Origin of the sequence: Pseudomonas sp. KD5 (assembly GCF_012932895.1) — a bacterium.
Lineage (GTDB): Bacteria > Pseudomonadota > Gammaproteobacteria > Pseudomonadales > Pseudomonadaceae > Aquipseudomonas.
In genome coordinates, this window is the sequence record NZ_JDWJ01000004.1 from 209,019 (window position 1) to 230,219 (window position 21,201).

Sequence of the window (21,201 nt, forward strand, 5' to 3'; positions counted from 1 at the left end):
CGATGCCACCGTCAAGCTGTAACGGCTTGTCCGGACGCTACTGTTAATCGCTGCCAAGACTTGTCAGCACACCGAATCCTCTGATCGAGATACACAAGTGATCGAAAATCTACGCAACATCGCCATCATTGCCCACGTTGACCATGGTAAAACCACCCTGGTAGACAAACTCTTGCGTCAATCCGGCACCCTGGAACGCAACGAGCTCAACGACGAGCGCGTGATGGACTCCAACGACCAGGAGAAAGAGCGCGGTATTACCATTCTGGCGAAAAACACCGCCATCAACTGGAACGGCTACCACATCAACATCGTGGACACCCCGGGCCACGCCGACTTCGGCGGTGAAGTTGAACGCGTAATGTCGATGGTCGACTCCGTTCTGCTGCTGGTTGACGCTCAAGACGGCCCTATGCCGCAAACCCGTTTCGTGACCAAGAAGGCGTTCGAAGCCGGCCTGCGTCCAATCGTGTGCATCAACAAGGTTGACCGTCCAGGCGCGCGTCCGGACTGGGTTCTGGACCAGATCTTCGACCTGTTCGACAACCTGGGTGCTACCGAAGAACAGCTGGACTTCAAAGTCGTCTACGCCTCGGCCCTGAACGGCATCGCCGGTCTGGACCACACCGACATGGCTGAAGACATGACCCCGTTGTACCAGTCGATCGTCGACAACGTACCGGCTCCTAAAGTTGACCGTGAAGGCCCGTTCCAGATGCAAATCTCGGCACTGGACTACAACAGCTTCCTGGGTGTTATCGGTGTTGGCCGTATCGCTCGTGGTAGCGTCAAGCCGAACACTCCAGTCGTGGCCATTGGCGCCGACGGCAAGAAGCGTAACGGTCGTATCCTGAAGCTGATGGGTCACCACGGCCTGCACCGTATCGACGTTGAAGAAGCGTTTGCCGGTGACATCGTGTGCGTGAGCGGTATGGACTCGCTGTTCATCTCCGACACCCTGTGCCAGCCGGACAACGTCGAGGCGATGAAGCCTCTGACCGTTGACGAGCCAACCGTTTCCATGACCTTCCAGGTAAACGACTCGCCTTTCTGCGGTAAAGAAGGCAAGTTCGTGACTTCCCGTAACATCAAGGAGCGTCTGGATAAAGAGCTGCTGTACAACGTTGCACTGCGCGTTGAAGAAGGCGACTCGGCTGACAAGTTCAAGGTTTCCGGCCGTGGTGAGCTGCACCTCTCGGTACTGATCGAAACCATGCGTCGCGAAGGCTTCGAAATGGGCGTTGGTCGTCCGGAAGTGATCATCCGTCAAGTTGACGGCGTGAAGCAGGAACCGTTCGAAAACGTAACCATCGACACCCCTGAAGAATCCCAGGGCAAGGTCATGGAAGAGATGGGCCTGCGTAAAGGCGACCTGACCAACATGGTGCCGGATGGCAAAGGCCGTGTTCGTCTGGAGTACAACATCCCTGCTCGCGGTCTGATCGGTTTCCGTAACCAGTTCCTGACCCTGACCAACGGTGCTGGCATCCTGACCTCGATCTTCGATCGCTACGACACCATGAAGTCCGGCGACATGTCCGGTCGTCAGAACGGTGTTCTGGTATCGGTAGAAACCGGCAAGGCGCTGACCTACTCCCTGGAAACCCTGCAGGCGCGTGGCAAGCTGTTCGTTGAACACGGTCAAGAGATCTACAACGGTCAGATCGTTGGTCTGAACAGCCGTGACAACGACATGGGCGTCAACCCAACCAAAGGCAAGAAGCTCGACAACATGCGTGCTTCGGGTAAAGACGAAACCATCGCTCTGGTTCCACCTGTTCGCTTCACTCTGGAACAGGCCCTGGAATTCATCCAGGATGACGAGCTGTGCGAAGTGACACCTAAGTCGATCCGCCTGCGTAAGAAGATCCTGGACGAAGGCGAGCGTACCCGCGCTGCCAAGAAAGCCAAGAACTGAGTTAACTCAGGCTGAATGAAAACGCCCCCGGTCGAAAGGCCGGGGGCGTTTTTGTTTGTCTGGCTGTAGCAGCTGCCGAGCCTGCGTTCGACTGCGCAGCAGTCGTGAAATCAAACGCTGCGGTGCATCATATAAATCGTGTTTTCAGGCCTGCGACTGCTGCGCTGCCGAACGCAGCCTCGCTGGGGCTCGACAGCTGCTACGGGGATCGAGGCGGCTTTAAAACTTTTCGAGGGTGCGGCTGGAGCTGCTGGTCTCGCGCACCACTTCTTTAGGCTTGTACGCGCAATACCCTGGCCGCGGTCCGATCTTCGGGTGGTTGCGGCAGGTGTCCGGGCGCTTATCATAAATAGTGCACAAACGGCTTTTACGATCCAGGTACAGGCAATCGTTGTTGCTCATGCGTTGGAGGGTGAAGATCTCGGACTTCTGGTTGTAGCGCTCGACAATCCCTTCCTTCTGCAAGCGCTTGGCGATGTTCTTGGGTGGATCGCCCAGTTCGAATTCGTCGACGATGCCGATACGGATCAGATCCTTGATCTTGACTTCGACCGGCAGCGTGCAGCAGCTGGACATGCACGAGCCGCACATTGGGGCAGAGTACTTGGCCCAGGTATCGAGGCGATCGATTTCCGCGGCGGCGATCAGGTTGGGCTTCATCATCGGTTGTTACCAGCGTGTGCATCAGGGCGCGCGATCATACCGGGACTGGTGGATTTTTGAACAACCTTTCGCCAGATTTTTTTGCTTGTCGCAAAATAGTCCTGTGTCCGGCACGGCCCCTGCATTGTTTCTGGCACACGACAACGTAATGTCGATCTATCTCGTACTAACAGGAAAAACTGCCGAACCAGAGTCTCTACGGTCTGTCAGACCGACTAGGCTCAGACAACTTCACGCTCGCTCGAGGTCTTATCGATGACTCAAGAACCACTTGTTCGCGAAGCAGAGGTGGCCGCATTCCGCGACGCCGTCTTGACCAAGCTCACTTACGCGGTGGGTAAAGACCCGGATCACGCCTTCGACCACGACTGGTTCGAAGCCATTGCCCTGGCGGCGCGTGATCACATGGTCGAGCACTGGATGGACCACACCCGGCAGATCTACCGCAAAGGCCAGAAACGGGTTTATTACCTTTCCCTTGAATTTCTTATCGGTCGCTTGCTCTACGACAGCCTGAGCAACCTCGGCTTGCTCGATGTAGCCCGCGAGGCCATGACCGAACTGGGCGTCGACATCGAACGCATCCGTCTGCTGGAGCCCGATGCGGCACTGGGCAACGGTGGCCTCGGACGTCTGGCGGCATGCTTTATGGAAAGCATGTCGACCCTCGGCATCGCCGGCCATGGTTATGGCATTCGTTACGAACACGGTTTGTTCCGCCAGGCCATCGTCGACGGCTGGCAGCAGGAGCAGACCGAACACTGGCTGGACTTCGGCAACCCGTGGGAGTTCGAGCGACCAGAGGTGGCCTACCCGATCGGTTTCGGCGGCAGTGTCGAAACCGTGACCGATGAAGCCGGCAAGTCCAGGCAAGTCTGGTCCCCGTCGGAAACCGTGCGGGCCATCGCCTACGACACCCCGGTGGTCGGTTGGCGTGGTGCAAGCGTCAACACCCTGCGGCTGTGGCGCGCCCGGGCCATGGAAGAATTGCATCTGGAGCGCTTCAACGCGGGCGACCACTTGGGCGCGGTCGCGGAAGTGGCATGGGCAGAAAGTATCTCCCGCGTGCTTTACCCGGCGGACAGCAACGAGGCCGGCCAGGAGTTGCGCCTGCGCCAGGAATATTTCTTCGTCTCCGCGTCCTTGCAGGACTTGTTGCGTCGCCATCGCAACATGCACACCTCGGTGCTGACCCTGGGCGATCACGCGGCCATTCAACTCAACGACACTCACCCCTCGATCGCCGTGGCCGAACTGATGCGTCAGTTGGTCGACGTCTATGACGTGGCGTGGGATGCGGCGTGGCAGATCACGGTCGACACGCTGTCGTACACCAACCACACGCTGTTGCCGGAAGCGCTGGAAACCTGGCCGGTCAGTCTGATGGAACGGATGCTGCCCCGGCACATGCAGATCATTTACTTGATCAACGCCCAGCACATCGACTCGTTGCGAGCCAAAGGTGTTCACGATTTCGACGTGCTGCGTGCGATTTCGCTGATCGAGGAAGACAACGGTCGCCGCGTGCGCATGGGTAACCTGGCATTCCTGGGTTCCCACAGCGTCAATGGCGTGTCCGGCCTGCACACGCAGCTGATGCGCAGCACGGTGTTCTCCGAGCTGCACAAGCTTTACCCGGACCGGATCAACAACAAGACCAATGGCATTACCTTCCGCCGCTGGCTCTATCAGGCCAACCCCGAACTCACCTCCATGCTGGTCGACGCCCTCGGCCCGAGCCTGCTGGACAACCCCGAGGAGCACTTGCTCGCGCTGGAGCCATTTGCCGAGAAGACTGCGTTTCGCAAGCAGTTCGCCGAACAGCGGCTGCACAGCAAGAAAGCCCTGGCGTATCTGATTCATGAGCGGCTGGGGATCGCGGTCAATCCGGCGGCAATGTTCGATGTGCAGGTCAAGCGGATCCACGAATACAAGCGTCAGTTGCTTAACCTGATGCATACCGTTGCGCTGTATCAGGCGATTCGTGCCGAGCCGGAAATCGATTGGGTGCCGCGGGTGAAAATCTTCGCCGGCAAGGCGGCGGCCAGTTATCACCAGGCCAAGCTGATCATCAAGCTGACCAACGACATCGCGCGGGTGGTCAACAACGACCCGACGGTGCGCGGTTTGCTCAAAGTGGTGTTCCTGCCCAACTACAACGTCAGCCTGGCCGAGAGCATCATTCCGGCGGCGGACTTGTCGGAGCAGATTTCCACTGCCGGCTTCGAAGCCTCGGGCACCAGCAACATGAAATTCGGCCTCAACGGCGCGCTGACCATCGGTACCCTGGACGGGGCCAACGTAGAAATGTGCGAGCGCATCGGTGCCGAGCACATGTTTATTTTTGGTCTCAGCGCCCAGCAAGTGGAAGCGCGCAAGCGTAACCATGAATTCAACGCAGCGCCGGACATCGCTGCCTCCCATAGGCTCAACGACGTGTTGCAAGCGATTCGCAGCGGGGTGTTCTCACCAGACGATCCGTCCCGTTACACCGCGCTGATTGATTCACTGGTGGACTACGACCGCTTCCTGGTCTGCGCCGATTTCGACTCTTACTGGAACGCGCAGATGCGGGTCGAAGCTCACTGGCACGACTCGAAAGAGTGGTGGCGTTCGGCGGTATTGAACACCGCGCGGATGGGCTGGTTCTCGTCAGACCGGACTATTCGCGAGTACGCCACGGATATCTGGAAGGCTTTGGAGTAATTTTTAGCAACAAATGTGCGCAAGGCCCAACGTCCGTTGGGCCTGATCGATATACTAAGCACCAGTTTTACCGGATGTTTCAGTGACCGCTGCGCGGTCAGTGCAAACGCCACAAGGCAATGGGCCGCTTAGGGATATCGACCATGCAATGGATGTTCATGCTGATTGGGCTGCTGCTGGGCTGGATGCTTGACGAGTCGTTCAGCGAGGCGCTGTTGGGCGCGTTGCTCGGGCTGGGTCTCGGCCAGGCCATTCGCATTGGCCGCTTGAGTACTCAATCGACCGAGCAGCGACGCTTGCTTGATCAGGCTCAGGTTGCGCTGAATGCGGTCGAGCAGCGACTGGCGTTGCTGGAGGTGTCGGGTGCCAAGGCACCTGAACCAGGCGAACCGGTTGTCAGCGAACCCGCTGAGTCGCCTGAAATCATTCTTGAGCAAGCCCCTGTCGCCCCCCCGGAGCTGGTCTGGGAGCTACCCCCCGAATTCGAACCCATCACTGTGGCCGCTGCCGAAACCAGTCGTCCGTTGCCCGCCGATGTCTGGCAGCCCGAGCCGGTCGCCCGCGAACCGCAGCAACCGGTGGAGCCGCGCGGCCCGAACTTCATCGAGCGCGCCATCAGCGGCGCACGCAACTGGCTGTTCGGCGGCAATACCGTGTTGCGGGTCGGTGTGGTGCTGTTGTTCCTCGGCCTGGCCTTCCTGTTGCGCTATGCCACAGAAGGCATGGTAGTGCCGATCGAGTTGCGTTACGCCGGCGTTGCGGCGGCGGCCTTGGGCCTGCTCGCGCTGGGCTGGTGGCTGCGACTGCGCAACAGCAACTACGCGCTGATGCTGCAAGGCACCGGGATCGCGGTGTTGTACCTGACGGTATTTGCCGCGATGCGTCTGCATCCGTTGCTTGATCCAAAGGCAGCATTGGGTCTGTTGGTGGTGGTGACGGTGTTCTCGGCGATTCTCGCCATTACCCAAAATGCGTTGGGCCTGGCCGCCGCTGCCGCGTTGGGCGGTTTCGCCGCGCCGATCCTGACCTCCACTGGCGCCGGCAATCACGTCGCGTTGTTCAGCTATTTCGCCCTGCTCAACGCTGGCATCCTCGCCATCGCGTGGTTCAAGGCCTGGCGGCTGCTCAACCTGATCGGGTTTGTCGGCACCTTCGGCATCGGCTTTGCCTGGGGTCTGCGCTCCTATAGACCGGAGTTGCTGTGGAGTACCGAGCCGTTCCTGATTCTGTTCTTCCTGATGTACCTGGCCATCGGTTTGTTGTTCACCCGGCGCAAGTTGCTGGAGATGAGCGACGCGCCCGAGGACGACAGCCGTGAAGCGCTGCTGCGCTGGTCGGCGCACAAGGGCGATTACGTCGACGGCATGATGCTGTTCGCGCCACCGTTGGTGGGCTTCGGTCTGCAGTTCGCACTGGTGGAGCACTTTGAATTTGCCGCGGCCTTCAGCGCCTTGGCCCTGGGCATTATTTACATGAGCCTGGCCCGGTTGCTGATGGGTGGTCGAGCACTGTTGTTGGCCGAAACCTGTCTGGCGCTGGGGGTGATCTTCGCCAGCCTGGCGATCCCTCTGGGGCTTGATGCGCGTTGGACTGCCGCAGCCTGGGCGGTGGAAGGCGCGGGGATTTTCTGGCTCGGTCTGCGTCAACGACGGCCGCTGGCGCGGGCCTTTGCCTTGCTGTTGCAATTGGGCTCGGCGTTGGCCTTTATCAGCGAATTGCGCAGCGGCGAGAGCAGCCTGCTCGACGGTGCGCCGCTGGGGGCGTTGATGCTCGGCGTGGCGCTGCTGTTCAGCTTCTACCAATTACGCAAAGCGTTGCCTGAACAAGCGTTGCCGTGGGAACGCCAGGGGTTGCCGGTGCTGGCCTGCCTGGGCCTGACGTTCCTCTATCTGCTGGCGCCGCTGTTTTTCTTCACTCACGGCACGGCGATCAGTTGGGCGCTGGCCGGGTTGGCGACGCTGTTCGTCGGCCTGCGCCTGCAATCGCGGGCGTTCCTGTTCAGCGCGTTTGCTGTGCAACTGCTTGGCGGTGCGTTGTTCCTGGTGCGGCTGCGAGGGGCGAGCGGAGACTCGGCTGCGGTGTTCAGCGCCGGCTGGAGCGGTTTGCTCAGCGCATCTTTGATCGGGCTGGCACTGATCGCCGGCATGTTGTTGGCGGCCCGGGACGAAATGGTGCGCAGTGACGTACGTTTGCTGCGTGGCTTGTCAGTGGTGCTATTGGCCGGTCTGGTGCTGATCAACCTGGCTGTGCTGTTCGTGTTGCCGTGGCAAACCGCGAGTGCGGTGTGGGCGGCCAGTGGTTTGTTCATCATCTGGCTGAGTCTGTACCTGAAGCAGCGGGTGAGTTTTGTCTTTGGTCTGCTGTTGCAGGTGATCGGCGGCGTAGCGTTCCTGTTCGCCGGGCCAGACCTGCTTGGGCCGCTGCTCAGCGAAGGCTTGCGACCGTTGGCGCATAGCGGGTTCTGGACGCCGCTGGTGCTGGGGCTGGCGGCATTTGTCGGGGCCTGGCGTCTGCAGCTAGGCAACCATGCTTCGGCTTTCGATGTGTTGAGCCTGCAGCGCTTGTCCGAAGTGTTGCTGGTGTGGGGAACGGGTTGGTGGGCTCTGGCGTGGATCAGCGAAGTGCTGCGTTTTGCGCCTGTGAACCTGCAAGCGACGTTGTTGATGGCGGTCGCGGCGGTGAGTGTGGCGCTGTGGGCGGTGCTGGCGCTGCGCCTGAAGTGGTCGTCGCTGGGCTTGCTCTGCACCTTGCTGATTCCCGCCGCCGGTCTGGTGTTGCTCGCGGCCTGGCATTCGCGTTATCACCCGGCCGCCAACTTCGGCTGGCTGGTTTGGGCCGCGGTGTTCGTCGTGCATTTCATCTCGTTGCAGCGTCTGGCGTCGATGCTGCCCGAAAAAGCCCTGAGCACCGCCCATGTGCTCGGCTGCTGGCTGTTGATCGGCGTGCTAGCCCTGGAGCTGCGTTATGGCTTGCTACTGTTGTCGGAGCAGTACAACGCCTGGCGTTGGCTGGGTTGGGCGATTCTGCCGAGCCTGTATCTGGTGCTGATGGCCGCACCGCGTGCGTGGCCATGGCCAGTGTCGGCTTATCCCCGCGAGTACCGGGTCTATGCCGCCGCGCCGTTGGCGTTGTTGATGCTCGGCTGGTTCTGGCTGGCGAACATGGCCAGCGACGGCACCGCCGAGCCGTTGCCCTATGTGCCACTGATCAACCCGCTGGAGCTGGGCCTGTTGTTCGCCCTGTTCGGCGTTTATGTCTGGTCCCGCAACGCAGTCACGCAACTGGCGATCCGCAAGGATTACACCGATAACGCCACGCAGGTGATTGCCGGTGTTTCACTGTTCGCCTTCTTTACCGCGTTGGTGATGCGCGCGGCTCACCACTGGGGTGGCGTGCCGTTCGCGCTGGATCTGCTGCTTGAATCGATGCTGGTGCAGGCCGGCCTGTCCATCGTTTGGACCCTGATGGCCCTGAGCCTGATGATCGGTGGGCATCTGCGTCATCGCCGCGAAGTCTGGCTGATCGGCGCAGGGCTGATCGCGCTGGTGGTCGCCAAGCTGTTCTTCGTTGAATTGAGTAACCGTGGCGGGTTGGCGCGGATCGTGTCGTTTATCGGCGTTGGCGTGTTGCTGTTGGTGGTGGGCTATTTCGCCCCGTTGCCACCCAAGCGTGCCGAAGCCGTGCCGGATGCTGAAAAACCGGCCCCTGAAACCGAAGGAGCGTCATCTTGAGTCAGAAGCTGAACCTGGGCTGGTGGGCTGCTGTTGTGCTGGGTGTGACACTGTCGGCTGGCGCGCAGGAAAAACCTGCGGATTTCGCCACGCAGGTGCCATTGTCTGTGAGCGGCGAGGGCCCGTGGTATCGCCTGGAATTGCCCTTGGGCGTGCAACTGAACGCGCGGCAAACCGATCTCAGCGATGTGCGTGTGTTCAACGCCGCCGGTGAGCCTCAGGCGTACGCTCTGGCCCGAGAGCCTGCGCAGACCCACGAAAACCGCACGCTGACCGACGTAAAGTGGTTCCCGTTGTACAACTCGGCGGATGCCAGCGAACGCACGCCGAGCGTACGGGTGCAATCGAACACCAACGGCACGTTGATCGAAGTGCAGCCGTCCAGCCAGTTGGAGGCGGGCGAAGAAGAACTGCGTGGCTGGTTACTCGATGCCAGCGGCATCAAGGCGCCGTTGCAGCAATTAATCCTCGACTGGACCAGTGAACGCGACGGCTTCCAGCGTTTCAGCATCGAGGCCAGCAACGATTTGCAGCATTGGCAGTCGTGGGGTGAAGGGCAGGTGGCGCGTCTGACGTTTGCTGACGAACGGGTCGAGCAACATGAAGTCGGCCTGCCGGGGCAATCGGCGCGCTATCTGCGTTTGCTTTGGAATTCGCCTCAGTCGGCGCCAGTGCTGACCTCGGCGCAACTGGAAAGCACCAATCCTCGCACCTTGCCGCTGCCGTTGGTCTGGTCGCAACCCCTGGCCGGCAGCAGCGTGAAGGCCGGTGAGTACATCTGGCAATTGCCGATGGGGTTGAACGTCCAGCGTTTGCAGATCGAGCTGAATCAGCCCAACAGCCTGGCACCGGTAACGTTGTCGGGGCGCCGGGAGACCAGCCTGCCGTGGCAACCGCTGACCAACGGTTTGCTCTATCGCCTGACCCAGAATGGCCAAGACGTGGTGCAGAACGAATTGCAGTTGTCGGGACAGACCGTGCAGCAATTGAAGCTGACGGTAGATGAGCGCGGCGGCGGCCTGGGCGCCGAAGCACCCACCGTGCGGTATGCCGTGCGCTCCACGCAACTGGTGTTCCTGGCACGCGGTGCCGGGCCTTATACGCTGGCGCTGGGAAGTGCGACGGTGAAGGCTGCAAGCTTGCCGCTGTCGACGCTGATTCCCGATTACAGCGCGGCGAAGCTGGCGACGCTGGGCAAGGCGACGGTGGACGGCGGGGCCGTGGTGACCCCGGTGGCGACAGCGCCCACGGTGCTGGGCACGAACTGGAAAAAGATCGGGCTGTGGGCGGTTTTGCTGCTCAGTGTGCTGTTTCTGGGGGGGATGGCATTCAGTTTGCTGCGCAAGCCTGCTGCTAAATCCTGAGGATGGCTGGCGCTGCGCGCCAGATCGCGGGCAAGCCGCTCCTGCAGGGGCGAGGCTTGCCCGCGAAGACGTCCTTCCTGCCACCAAAAATATCGAAACTGGCGCCCAATCCCGGCCCATTTCCAACTACGCTCAACCCCGCGCATGAACTCTATTGGGTGTATCACGTCTGATAGGAGGAAATGCGCCCCGACTCGCGTTAAACTGCGCGGGTTTTTAGCCCCCCATTCCTCCGGAGCCGTCCATGTCCCGCGTTACCCTGAGTCGCTATTTGATTGAGCAGACCCGCAGCAACAACACTCCTGCCGATCTGCGTTTCCTGATCGAAGTGGTGGCGCGTGCCTGTAAGGAAATCAGCCACGCCGTCTCCAAAGGCGCCCTGGGTGGTGTCTTGGGCAGCATGGGCACTGAAAACGTCCAAGGTGAAGTGCAGAAGAAGCTTGATGTGATGTCCAACGACATCCTGCTCGAAGCCAACGAATGGGGCGGTCACCTGGCCGGTATGGCATCCGAAGAAATGGACAATGCCTACCAGATCCCGGGCAAATACCCGAAAGGCGCGTACCTGCTGGTGTTCGACCCGCTGGACGGTTCGTCGAACATCGACATCAACGCGCCGGTCGGTACGATCTTCTCGGTGCTGCGTTGCCCGAACGAATACCTGACCCAGAACGAGCCTTTGAACGAAAAGGCCTTCCTGCAGCCAGGCACTCAGCAGGTTGCCGCCGGTTACGCGATTTACGGTCCACAGACCATGCTGGTGCTGACCCTGGGCAATGGCGTCAAAGGCTTCACCCTGGATCGTGAAATGGGCAGCTTCGTACTGACCCATGAAGACATCACGATTCCGGAGTCCACGCAGGAATTCGCGATCAACGCGTCCAACAAGCGTCACTGGGAAGCGCCGGTACAACGTTACGTCGACGAATTGCTGGCTGGCGATGAAGGCCCGCTGAAGAAGAACTACAACATGCGTTGGGTCGCCGCGATGGTGGCCGACGTGCACCGCATCCTGACCCGCGGCGGTCTGTTCATGTACCCACGCGACAGCCGCGAGCCGTCGAAGCCGGGCAAACTGCGCCTGATGTACGAAGCCAACCCGATGTCGTTCTTGGTGGAGCAAGCGGGTGGCGCATCCACTGACGGCCACCAGCGCATCCTCGACATCCAGCCGGAAGGCCTGCACCAGCGTGTTGCGGTGTTCCTCGGTTCGAAAGAAGAAGTTGCCCGCGTCACGGCTTACCACAAGGAATAAAACATGACCGTGCCCTGGCAGCCGTTACTCGAATGGTGGTTTGGATCTTTCGAATCACCCAACGAAATAGCGGCTGACAAGGGCAAGTTATGGTTCGGCAAGCGTGACAGTCAGGACCTCGAAGCGCGGATGCGTTTCGGGGATCTGGTCGAGCAGGCACTGGCCGGCGGATTGACCGAATGGGCGCAACGCCCCGAAGGTTGGCTGGCCCTGGTGCTGTTACTCGATCAATTGCCGCGAATGATCTTTCGCGACACCCCCAAATCCTTTTCCGGCGACGTCAGGGCCCAGGCACTGGTGGCGCAAGGCATTGCCGCGGATTTCGATCGGCAACTGCAACCGATCCAGCGGGTATTTATCTATCTGGTGTTCGAGCACTGCGAAAACCTGGCGGTGCAGAACGAAGCGGTTTCGCGGTTTCTCGATCTGGTTGAACAGCAACCCGAGGCGGATCGGGCGGTGTTTGCCAGCAACCTGGATTACGCCGAACGGCATCAGAAGATCATTGCGCGATTTGGGCGGTTTCCCCATCGCAATGCGGTGTTGGGGCGTGAGTCTACGGCTGAGGAGCTGGAGTTTTTGAGTGGGCCGGGGTCACGGTTCTGACTCACGGATTCCCTTGCAGCAGTCGTTTCATCAGCAGTGTCGGCAGGTTTTTTCGCGTATCGGCAATGATGTGGACGTAAACCGTTTGCTCCCGCACTTCATAAATGATCCGGTTCATTGCTGAGAGAATTTGTCGATATTGGCTGAGATTGAGCTTCTCGATCTCTTCCGGGACTGGCCCTGCATAGGGCTGACTTCCCAAATGGCGGATGGCTGCCTTTAGATTGGCGTAGGTGTTTTGCCATGTCTGTGCAGAAAACTGTTTGGTGAGATAAGTACGAATTTCTTTGAGGTCTGTTTCGGCGGATTGAAGAATGACGACCTTTAAACTCATTGATGGTCGGCCTTGTCCAAATCCGCGAAGACGTCTTCAGCATCCCGAAACTTGCCCTCTTCAATCTCCCGATTACCCATCGCCAAGAGCTTCAAAAGAGCCATTGTGTCTTCTTGCTCTTCAAAGCTTTTCACATCCATGACCACGAGCTTCGCTTCACCATTTTGGGTGATCACCAAGGGTTCACGGTTCTCTGTGATTGTTTTGACGATTTCCGCAGTGTGGCTTTTCAGGTAACTGATCGGTTTTATTTGAGATGAAAGCTTCATGGAGTGAGCCTCGCCAGATTGAATAGGACTGAGTTTAGTCTTAATTCAGTCCTGCGTCAGGTTCTGCCGACCGGCGTTCTTTTGTAGAGCATGAGCCCAAGGCTTCAGACAATCATTGCGCCTGATACCGCCTTCGCGGGCAAAAGCACTAGATCCGGAAACTCCCCACCAATTGCTTCAACCGCGCCGCTTGCTGCTCAAGATCGGCACACGCACGCAACGTCGACTGCAAATTCTCCACACCTTCCTGGTTCAGCGTGTTGATCTCGGTGATGTCGACGTTGATCGATTCCACCACGGCGGTCTGTTCTTCAGTCGCGGTAGCCACCGACTGGTTCATCCCGTCGATTTCACCGATGCGCTGCGTCACGCTGCCCAGGCGTTCGCCGGCCTGGTTGGCGATGCCGACGCTGCTTTCGCTCTGGCGCTGGCTGTCGGTCATGGTGCTGACCGCTTCCCGGGCGCCAACTTGCAGCTCCTCGATCATCTTCTGCACTTGCTGCGCCGAATCCTGAGTGCGGTGGGCGAGGTTGCGTACTTCGTCGGCCACCACGGCGAAGCCACGGCCGGCTTCACCGGCGCGCGCCGCTTCGATGGCCGCGTTGAGGGCCAGCAGGTTGGTTTGCTGCGAGATGCTGGTGATCACTTCCAGAATCTGTCCGATGTTCACCGTGTTGCTGTTCAGGGTTTCGATGTTGCCGCACGAATCGCTGATTTTTGCCGAAAGCTGGTGCATCGCGGCGATGGTTTTATCCACTACCTGCTGACCCTCTTCGGCCAGGCTGCGCGCGTCGCTCGAATGTTGCGAGGCGAGGGCGGCGTTCTGGGCGATTTCCTGGGCGGCGGCACCGAGTTGGTTGATCGCTGCCGCGACGCTGCTGGTGCGTGAAGCCTGTTGATCGGAGTTGAACATCGATGAGTTCGAGGCCGCCACTACGCGCAGGGCAACTTCGTTGACCTGGCCGGTGGCCGAAGATACTTCGCGGATCGAGGTGTGGATACGCTCGACGAAACGGTTGAACGAGGTGCCCAGAGCACCGAATTCGTCCTGGCCGTGAATGGTCAGGCGTTTGGTCAGGTCGCCTTCGCCCTCGGCGATGTCATGCATGGCGCGGCCCATGATCAGCAGAGGCTGCATCAGTACGCGGATCAACATGCTCAGCAGCGCGATGATGATCACCACGGCGATGACCATGGCGATGATCGCCGAGGTGCGGAATTCGCTGAGCATCGAGAACGCGGTTTCCTGATCCAGTACCAGCGCCACGTACCAGTCCGCCGACGGCACACCGTTAACGTGGGTGAAGGAGATGAACTGGGTTTTGCCGTCCAGTTCGACTTCTTTCAGGCCCGAACTGACTTTCGGCGCGCCGTTGGGGTAGGCGTCGGCCAGGTTCTTGAGTATCAGTTTGCTGTCCGGGTGGATCAGGATCTTGCCGTCGGCACTGACAATGAACGCATGACCATGACCGCCGAAGTTCAGCGAGTTGATGATCGCGCTGACGCTGGACAAGTCGATATCCGCGCCGGCGACACCAATCATCTGGCTCTGGTACTTCACCGGCGTGGCCACGGTGATCACCAGTTTGCCCGACGACGCCGCGATGTAGGGTTCAGTGACGATGGTCTGTTGCGCGTTGTTGGCTGCCTTGTACCAGCCACGGGCGCGAGGGTCGTAGTCCGCAGCGCGGTTGCCGGCCGGGATCGAGAACATCACGCCATCGGTGCCGCCGAAGTAGCTCAGCTGGAAGTTGCTGGTATAGGCCGGCAGGTCGATGGCGCGTTTGAGATTGGCCGGGGCGCCGCCGTCCACGGCGATCTGCTGGGACAGCGATTGCAGCAATTGGATGCGGCTTTCCAGCCAGGTCTGGATGTTACTGGTGGTCAGGCTGCCGAGTTCCTGCATCGAGGACTCGGTACTGCTGCGCAGGGTTTGACGCTGGCGGTAATCGTTGAACAGGATGAAACAGGCGAATGCAACGGCCACCACGAGAGCGGCTGCCAACAAGATCTTGTGGCTGAATTTCATGTTTCTGGTCATTAAATGATCTACCGCGCAGTGGCTGGTCAGCAAAGGGGCGTCAATTTGCCACAGTCGAGGGCTTGGCGCTGCTTTTATGTCGACTGGCCAGCGCCAAAGATTAGGCGGGTATTGACGAAAACCGACGAAATACCCAATGACCTGAGAAAGGGGCTGATTTATCAGTAAAAGGCTGACGAGTGGCCTAATAAATAGGCGGGCGGTCGGGGAACCAGATTAGGGTTTTCTCTTCTAAGCTTCTGGTTGGCAACATGCCACCTCTCTTCCGCTCCAGGAGTTACACCATGTCGCTGCGTTCTATCGCCTTGCTCTCGTTCTGCGTGCTGTTGGCCGCGTGCAGCAAGATCAATCAGGAAAATTATTCGAAGCTGTCGACCGGCATGCCCAAGGCCGAGGTTGAAACCTTGCTGGGCAAACCGACCGACTGCTCGGGCGCACTCGGCATGTCCAGCTGCACCTGGGGCGACAAAAACAGCTTTATCAGCGTGCAGTATGCCGGTGACAAAGTGCTGATGTTTTCGGGCCAAGGCCTGAAGTAAACCGGGGCTTTTCGCCCACGGGAGAAAAAAATAATGAAGCGGTTCCTGATCGTTCTTTTGGCCGGCCTGGTATTGGCCGGCTGCGCCTCTTCTGGCGTAGATCCGTTGGCGCCCAAGACCGTCAATAGTGTCAACCTCAAGCGTTACCAGGGAACCTGGTACGAATTGGCGCGTCTGCCGGTGTATTTCCAGCGTAACTGTGCGCAATCCGAAGCCCATTACAGCCTCAAGCCTGACGGTGAGATGGCGGTGCTGAACCGCTGCCTGACCTCGCAATGGCAATGGGAAGAGGCCAAGGGCAGGGCTTATCCACAGGTACCCGGCAAGGCCGACAAACTGTGGGTCGAGTTCGATACCTGGTTCTCGCGATTGATACCCGGTGTGTCGAAGGGAGAATACTGGGTGTTGTACGTCAGCGATGACTACAAGACCGCGATTGTCGGCGACCCGAGCCGCCATCACCTCTGGCTGCTGTCACGGACCCCGACGGTCAATGGCGTAGTGCGTGAAGAACTGCTGAGCAGGGCGCGTCAGCAGGGCTATGACACGACGCGACTGATCTGGCGTACGTCGGATAGCAAGATGGCCAAGACCTCGAACTAACGGTCACTGAAGAGCAAAAACTGTGGGAGTGAGCAGGCTCGCTCCCCACAGTTTTTTTGCGTCAGCCCAAGAGATCGCGCAGGACTTGGGTGAATGCCCGGTTACTCTCTTCCTCGTCGGCATGCCGCCCATCGCGCACGACCCACTGGCCATTGACCAGCACATCCCGGACCTGGCGATCGCCACCGGCAAACAGCCAACGATTGAGAATCCCGTCGCCACTGGCTGTCGCCAGGTATGGATCGTTGCCATCCAGCACCAACCAATCCGCGCGCTTGCCGACTTCCAGGGCGCCGATCGGCTGCCCCAGCGCCTGGGCGCCGCCATCCAGCGCTGCGTCGTACAGCGTGCGGCCGACCATCGGCTGATTCGCGCCATACAACCGATTACGCCGCTGATCGCGCAGACGCTGGCCGTATTCCAGCCAGCGCAATTCTTCAACCACGCTCAACGACACATGGCTGTCGGAACCGATACCCATGCGCCCGCCCTGCGCCAGGAAGTCCACCGCCGGGAAAATCCCGTCGCCGAGGTTGGCTTCAGTGGTCAGGCACAGGCCGGCGATGGCGCGGCTCTTGGCCATGAGCGTGACTTCTTCCGGGTTGGCGTGGGTGGCGTGGACCAGGCACCAGCGTTGATCGACCTCGGTGTTTTCGTACAGCCATTGCAGCGGACGGCGACCGCTCCAGCTCAGGCAGTCGTCGACTTCCTTCTGCTGCTCGGCGATGTGAATGTGCACCGGGCACTGCTTGTCGCTGGCCGCCAACACTTCGCTGATCTGCTGTGGGGTTACCGCGCGTAACGAGTGGAAACACAAACCGAGCGACTGCGCCGGTTGCTGCGCCAGAATCGGCTGCAAACGCGACTGAAGCTTCAGGTAGTTTTCGGTGCTGTTGATAAAGCGGCGCTGGCCTTCGTTCGGGGTCTGGCCGCCAAAACCGGAATGGCTGTAGAGCACCGGCAGCAAGGTCAAACCGATACCGGCGGAGCTGGCCGCCTGGCTGATGCGCAGTGCCAGTTCGGCTGGGTCCGCATACGGCTGGCCATTATTGTCGTGATGGACGTAATGAAATTCAGCGACCGATGTGTAACCAGCCTTGAGCATTTCGATGTACAGCTGACGGGCGATAACGCCGAGTTGGTCCGGGCTGATTTTTCCGACGAGCCGATACATCAGATCGCGCCAGGTCCAGAAACTGTCATTCGGATTACCCGCCACTTCCGCAAGTCCTGCCATGGCTCGCTGGAAGGCGTGGGAGTGTAAATTCGGCATTCCCGGCAGCAGCGGACCGCTCAACCGTTCGGAGCCATCTGCGTGGGAATCGGCCTGGATATGGGTCAGCACGCCATCGGCGTTGACTTCAAGACGTACATTGTTGGCCCATCCACTAGGCAGCAGCGCGCGTTCGGCAAAGAAGGCGGACATGGTTCAGCACCCCATCGTGTGTTATTTGTATATACATATACAGACGTTTGCCTGCTCGGTAAACTCCGGCAAGCTAGCAACCTCTACCAAATGAACAAGGATTAACCGTGCCGACTCCGCCTGCAGTCTCCCCGTTGGCCGCGAACATGGGCGACAGTCCGGCGCCCTTGTACGCCCGCGTAAAACAGATGATCACCCAGCAAATCGACAGTGGAAACTGGCCGCCGCACTACCGCGTTCCGTCGGAAAGCGAACTGGTCAACCAGCTGGGTTTCAGCCGCATGACCATCAACCGCGCCCTGCGCGAGATGACCGCCGACGGCCTGTTGGTGCGTATGCAAGGCGTTGGAACGTTCGTCGCCGAGCCAAAAAGTCAGTCTGCGCTGTTTGAAGTGCACAACATCGCCGACGAGATCGCCTCCCGTGGTCATCGTCACACGTGCAAGGTGATCACCCTCGAAGAAGAGGCCGCCGGTTCCGAGCGGGCCCTGGCCCTGGACATGCGCGAAGGCCAGAAGGTGTTCCACTCGCTGATCGTGCATTTCGAAAACGATATCCCGGTGCAAATCGAAGACCGTTTCGTCAACGCGCTGGTGGCGCCGGACTACCTCAAGCAAGACTTCACCCTGCAAACGCCTTACGCCTATCTGAATCAGGTCGCGCCGTTGACCGAAGGCGAGCATGTGGTCGAAGCGATTCTCGCCGAGCCGTCCGAGTGCAAGTTGCTACAGATTGAAAAGGGCGAACCGTGCCTGCTGATTCGTCGCCGCACCTGGTCCGGCCGTCAGCCAGTGACCGCTGCCCGTTTGATCCACCCCGGTTCCCGTCATCGTCTGGAAGGACGGTTCCACAAATAAGAAGAGCCATAAATGAGTCAGTTGAAGGTTTTACGCGCGGCCGATTACCCGCGCATGCCGTGGAAGAACGGCGGCGGCAGCACTGAAGAAATCACCCGTGATACGGGGGTAGGTCTTGATGGTTTTGGCTGGCGCCTGTCGATTGCCGACATCGGCGAGTCGGGCGGTTTTTCCACCTTTGCCGGTTATGAGCGGGTGATCACCGTGCTGCAAGGCGAGGGCATGACCTTGCGCGTCGATGGCCAGGACACGCGAGCGTTGTTACCGCTCGACCCGTTTGCTTTCAGTGGCGAGAGTCACGTGTCCTGCGCATTGCTCGGTGGGCCGATTCGCGACTTCAACCTGATTTATGCGCCGGATCGTTACAGTGCGCGGTTGCAGTGGCTGGAAGGCAAGCAGCGGTTTTTTAGTGAAGCCGGGACTCTGCTGGTGTTCAGTGTCAGTGAAGCGCTGGAAGTGAAGGTCGGTAACAGCGCATCGCAACTCGGTCGCCATGATTGCCTGCAACTGGACGGTAACGTCGGTCTGCTGGGCGTCGCCATCAATGGTTCGTGCTGCGTCATTGAGCTGACTGCACGCTGATCCAATATCGAGTCGCCTCTATCGCGGGCAAGCCTCGCTCCCACAAGGTCGATGACAATCTTGTGGGAGCGAGGCTTGCCCGCGATGCTTTTCGTCCTCGCAAATCCGTTCCCCATCGCGCACCAATTTGTTACCGAACGCCCCAGCGTGGCGCAAAACCATGCTCAAGTAACAACCAGCACGTCCCCGAATAAATCCCCGCGAAAAATTTCACTTACGCCAGAACCCTTGATCCAGGCGCTTTCCAGCCCTGTAAGAAATTTTCTTGGATGCTCATTCAACAAGTTGGCCGCTTGATTGCATATGCTTGTATGTACAAGTAAAGACGTATGTGTATGAGTCACGAAGACTCAACCATCGTCCACTGATTCGCTGATGTGCACTGATGCCCATCGGCTTGCTCGCCCACTGCCTGGGTTGGTTTGGATTGATTGCTGAGGAGTTCTTTTCGTGACTGAGAATAAACCTACGACCGCTTCTTTTACTAAGCACCGTGACGTTGAAATCCGCGCATCGCGTGGTAACAAGCTGACCGCCAAGAGCTGGCTGACTGAAGCGCCGCTGCGCATGCTGATGAACAACCTCGACCCGGAAGTCGCCGAGAACCCTAAAGAACTGGTGGTTTACGGTGGTATCGGTCGTGCGGCACGTAACTGGGAATGCTACGACAAGATCGTCGAAAGCCTGACCAACCTGAACGACGACGAGACCCTGCTGGTGCAATCCGGCAAGCCGGTCGGCGTGTTCAAGACCCACAGCAACGCACCACGCGTTCTGATCGCCAACTCCAACCTGGTACCCCACTGGGCGAACTGGGAGCACTTCAACGAACTCGACGCCAAAGGCCTGGCCATGTACGGCCAGATGACCGCCGGCAGCTGGATCTACATCGGCAGCCAGGGCATCGTTCAAGGCACCTACGAAACCTTCGTCGAAGCCGGTCGCCAGCATTACAACGATGATCTGAAAGGTCGTTGGGTCCTGACCGCAGGCCTCGGCGGCATGGGCGGCGCTCAGCCTCTGGCTGCAACCCTGGCCGGCGCTTGCTCGCTGAACATCGAATGCCAGCAGGTCAGCATCGATTTCCGTCTGAAAAGCCGTTACGTCGACGAGCAAGCCAAAGACCTCGACGACGCCCTGGCCCGTATCGCCAAATACACTGCCGAAGGCAAGGCGATCTCCATCGCCCTGCTGGGCAACGCCGCGGAAATCCTCCCGGAACTGGTTCGTCGCGGTGTGCGTCCGGACATGGTCACCGACCAGACCAGCGCCCACGACCCGCTCAACGGCTACCTGCCGGCCGGCTGGACCTGGGACGAATACCGCGCTCGCGCCAAGACCGAACCTGCTGCCGTGGTCAAAGCCGCCAAGCAATCGATGGCCGTGCACGTTAAAGCGATGTTGGACTTCCAGAAAATGGGGGTTCCGACCTTCGACTACGGCAACAACATCCGTCAGATGGCGCAAGAAGAAGGCGTGGAGAACGCATTCGACTTCCCGGGTTTCGTACCGGCTTACATCCGTCCACTGTTCTGCCGTGGCATCGGCCCGTTCCGTTGGGCTGCGCTGTCGGGTGATCCGCAGGACATCTACAAGACCGACGCTAAAGTCAAAGAACTGATCCCGGACGACGCCCACCTGCACAACTGGCTGGACATGGCTCGCGAGCGCATCAGCTTCCAGGGTCTGCCGGCACGTATCTGCTGGGTTGGCCTGGGCCTGCGCGCCAAGCTCGGTCTGGCGTTCAACGAAATGGTCCGTAGCGGTGAATTGTCCGCGCCAATCGTGATCGGTCGCGACCACCTGGACTCCGGTTCCGTATCCAGCCCGAACCGCGAAACCGAATCGATGCAGGACGGTTCCGACGCCGTGTCCGACTGGCCACTGCTCAACGCTCTGCTGAACACCGCGAGCGGCGCGACCTGGGTTTCCCTGCACCACGGCGGCGGCGTCGGCATGGGCTTCTCCCAGCACTCGGGCATGGTGATTGTCTGCGACGGTACTGACGAAGCGGCTGAACGTATCGCTCGCGTGCTGCACAACGACCCGGCCACCGGTGTCATGCGTCACGCCGATGCGGGTTACCAGATCGCGATCGACTGCGCCAAGGAACAAGGGCTGAACCTGCCGATGATCACCGGCAAATAAGAGAAAAGACCACTGCAGGAGCTGTCGCGGCAGCTCCTGCAGAGATCACGATGTTGCAGACCCAACAATAAGCGGGGCGGGTCGCGCGTAGCGCAGGCCTGATTGGACGTGGACAGGGCTGGATGCCTCTTGACTGCCGTAAGCCAACTCATGATTAGG

At 59.5% G+C, this 21,201-nt stretch carries 16 protein-coding genes and 1 pseudogene; 11 read left to right on the forward strand and 6 right to left on the reverse strand.

Going from position 1 to position 21,201, the window contains the following annotated elements; genetic code table 11:
* Positions 1-97: 97 nt before the first annotated feature.
* Complete coding sequence (typA, locus tag AF70_RS10780; RefSeq protein WP_008028025.1) at positions 98-1,918, forward strand: translational GTPase TypA; 1,821 nt, start codon at positions 98-100, stop codon at positions 1,916-1,918.
* A 219-nt stretch (positions 1,919-2,137) separates the two neighbouring features.
* Here typA and AF70_RS10785 read toward each other — a convergent pair whose 3' ends face one another.
* A complete protein-coding gene (locus AF70_RS10785; protein WP_026286653.1) occupies positions 2,138-2,578 on the reverse strand; it encodes a YkgJ family cysteine cluster protein in 441 nt (146 codons plus the stop codon).
* A 258-nt stretch (positions 2,579-2,836) separates the two neighbouring features.
* On the opposite strand from AF70_RS10785, the gene AF70_RS10790 reads away from it, so the two are divergent.
* From AF70_RS10790 to AF70_RS10810, 5 genes are all read left to right on the forward strand, one after another.
* Positions 2,837-5,287 carry a glycogen/starch/alpha-glucan phosphorylase gene (locus tag AF70_RS10790; RefSeq protein WP_019581812.1) on the forward strand — a complete coding sequence of 817 codons (2,451 nt, stop codon included), beginning with the start codon at positions 2,837-2,839 and terminating at the stop codon, positions 5,285-5,287.
* A 143-nt stretch (positions 5,288-5,430) separates the two neighbouring features.
* On the forward strand, positions 5,431-9,018 hold the full coding sequence (locus tag AF70_RS10795; protein WP_028939600.1) for a DUF2339 domain-containing protein: 3,588 nt from the start codon (positions 5,431-5,433) through the stop codon (positions 9,016-9,018).
* A complete protein-coding gene (locus AF70_RS10800; protein ID WP_019581814.1) occupies positions 9,015-10,382 on the forward strand; it encodes a DUF3999 domain-containing protein in 1,368 nt (455 codons plus the stop codon). Before AF70_RS10795 ends, AF70_RS10800 begins: the two co-directional genes overlap by 4 nt.
* 244 nt (positions 10,383-10,626) lie before the next feature.
* Complete coding sequence (locus tag AF70_RS10805) at positions 10,627-11,637, forward strand: class 1 fructose-bisphosphatase (RefSeq protein ID WP_007933966.1); 1,011 nt, start codon at positions 10,627-10,629, stop codon at positions 11,635-11,637.
* Positions 11,638-11,640: 3 nt separating this feature from the next.
* The gene (locus tag AF70_RS10810) at positions 11,641-12,243 is read left to right on the forward strand and encodes a DUF924 family protein (RefSeq protein WP_028939601.1); all 603 of its coding nucleotides are present in this window, start codon (positions 11,641-11,643) and stop codon (positions 12,241-12,243) included.
* A gap of 1 nt (position 12,244) precedes the next feature.
* Here AF70_RS10810 and AF70_RS10815 read toward each other — a convergent pair whose 3' ends face one another.
* The 4 genes and pseudogenes from AF70_RS10815 to AF70_RS30045 form a co-directional block, all read right to left on the reverse strand.
* The gene (locus tag AF70_RS10815; RefSeq protein ID WP_028939602.1) at positions 12,245-12,577 is read right to left on the reverse strand and encodes a type II toxin-antitoxin system RelE/ParE family toxin; all 333 of its coding nucleotides are present in this window, start codon (positions 12,575-12,577) and stop codon (positions 12,245-12,247) included.
* Positions 12,574-12,846, reverse strand: a complete 273-nt coding sequence (locus AF70_RS10820; protein ID WP_019581817.1) for a type II toxin-antitoxin system Phd/YefM family antitoxin — start codon at positions 12,844-12,846, stop codon at positions 12,574-12,576. The genes AF70_RS10815 and AF70_RS10820 overlap by 4 nt, the downstream gene beginning before the upstream one ends.
* A gap of 148 nt (positions 12,847-12,994) precedes the next feature.
* Positions 12,995-13,759: a methyl-accepting chemotaxis protein gene (locus AF70_RS30040; RefSeq protein ID WP_370695245.1), complete on the reverse strand. Its 765-nt coding sequence runs from the start codon at positions 13,757-13,759 to the stop codon at positions 12,995-12,997.
* Positions 13,760-13,852: 93 nt separating this feature from the next.
* Positions 13,853-14,887 (reverse strand): annotated as a pseudogene (locus AF70_RS30045) (cache domain-containing protein); the annotation flags it as partial.
* A gap of 284 nt (positions 14,888-15,171) precedes the next feature.
* Here AF70_RS30045 and AF70_RS10830 point away from each other — a divergent pair.
* Both AF70_RS10830 and AF70_RS10835 read left to right on the forward strand, forming a co-directional pair.
* Positions 15,172-15,426 carry a hypothetical protein gene (locus AF70_RS10830; RefSeq protein ID WP_019581819.1) on the forward strand — a complete coding sequence of 85 codons (255 nt, stop codon included), beginning with the start codon at positions 15,172-15,174 and terminating at the stop codon, positions 15,424-15,426.
* Between the two features lie 33 nt (positions 15,427-15,459).
* A complete protein-coding gene (locus AF70_RS10835; RefSeq protein WP_019581820.1) occupies positions 15,460-16,029 on the forward strand; it encodes a lipocalin family protein in 570 nt (189 codons plus the stop codon).
* A gap of 61 nt (positions 16,030-16,090) precedes the next feature.
* On the opposite strand, the gene AF70_RS10840 is transcribed toward AF70_RS10835, so the two are convergent.
* Entirely contained in the window at positions 16,091-17,455 is a 1,365-nt protein-coding gene (locus AF70_RS10840) for a formimidoylglutamate deiminase (RefSeq protein WP_028939603.1), read from the reverse strand.
* A 146-nt stretch (positions 17,456-17,601) separates the two neighbouring features.
* Here AF70_RS10840 and hutC point away from each other — a divergent pair, with 146 nt between their 5' ends.
* From hutC to hutU, 3 genes are all read left to right on the forward strand, one after another.
* A complete protein-coding gene (gene hutC, locus AF70_RS10845) occupies positions 17,602-18,312 on the forward strand; it encodes a histidine utilization repressor (protein ID WP_161793960.1) in 711 nt (236 codons plus the stop codon).
* A 12-nt stretch (positions 18,313-18,324) separates the two neighbouring features.
* Positions 18,325-18,894 (forward strand): HutD family protein, encoded by a 570-nt coding sequence (locus AF70_RS10850; protein WP_028939604.1) that lies wholly within the window; start codon positions 18,325-18,327, stop codon positions 18,892-18,894.
* 450 nt (positions 18,895-19,344) lie between these two features.
* On the forward strand, positions 19,345-21,042 hold the full coding sequence (gene hutU / locus AF70_RS10855) for a urocanate hydratase (RefSeq protein WP_028939605.1): 1,698 nt from the start codon (positions 19,345-19,347) through the stop codon (positions 21,040-21,042).
* Positions 21,043-21,201: the final 159 nt, after the last annotated feature.

Bases quoted from the DNA above. Each gene is read 5' to 3' on its own strand.
- AF70_RS10785 (WP_026286653.1), bottom strand. From the start codon at position 2,578: ATGAAGCCCAACCTGATCGCCGCCGCGGAAATCGATCGCCTCGATACC.
- AF70_RS10790 (WP_019581812.1), top strand. From the start codon at position 2,837: ATGACTCAAGAACCACTTGTTCGCGAAGCAGAGGTGGCCGCATTCCGC.
- AF70_RS10795 (WP_028939600.1), top strand. From the start codon at position 5,431: ATGCAATGGATGTTCATGCTGATTGGGCTGCTGCTGGGCTGGATGCTT.
- AF70_RS10805 (WP_007933966.1), top strand. From the start codon at position 10,627: ATGTCCCGCGTTACCCTGAGTCGCTATTTGATTGAGCAGACCCGCAGC.
- AF70_RS10810 (WP_028939601.1), top strand. From the start codon at position 11,641: ATGACCGTGCCCTGGCAGCCGTTACTCGAATGGTGGTTTGGATCTTTC.
- AF70_RS10815 (WP_028939602.1), bottom strand. From the start codon at position 12,577: ATGAGTTTAAAGGTCGTCATTCTTCAATCCGCCGAAACAGACCTCAAA.
- AF70_RS10820 (WP_019581817.1), bottom strand. From the start codon at position 12,846: ATGAAGCTTTCATCTCAAATAAAACCGATCAGTTACCTGAAAAGCCAC.
- AF70_RS30040 (WP_370695245.1), bottom strand. From the start codon at position 13,759: ATGTTCAACTCCGATCAACAGGCTTCACGCACCAGCAGCGTCGCGGCA.
- AF70_RS10830 (WP_019581819.1), top strand. From the start codon at position 15,172: ATGTCGCTGCGTTCTATCGCCTTGCTCTCGTTCTGCGTGCTGTTGGCC.
- AF70_RS10835 (WP_019581820.1), top strand. From the start codon at position 15,460: ATGAAGCGGTTCCTGATCGTTCTTTTGGCCGGCCTGGTATTGGCCGGC.
- AF70_RS10840 (WP_028939603.1), bottom strand. From the start codon at position 17,455: ATGTCCGCCTTCTTTGCCGAACGCGCGCTGCTGCCTAGTGGATGGGCC.
- hutC (WP_161793960.1), top strand. From the start codon at position 17,602: ATGGGCGACAGTCCGGCGCCCTTGTACGCCCGCGTAAAACAGATGATC.
- AF70_RS10850 (WP_028939604.1), top strand. From the start codon at position 18,325: ATGAGTCAGTTGAAGGTTTTACGCGCGGCCGATTACCCGCGCATGCCG.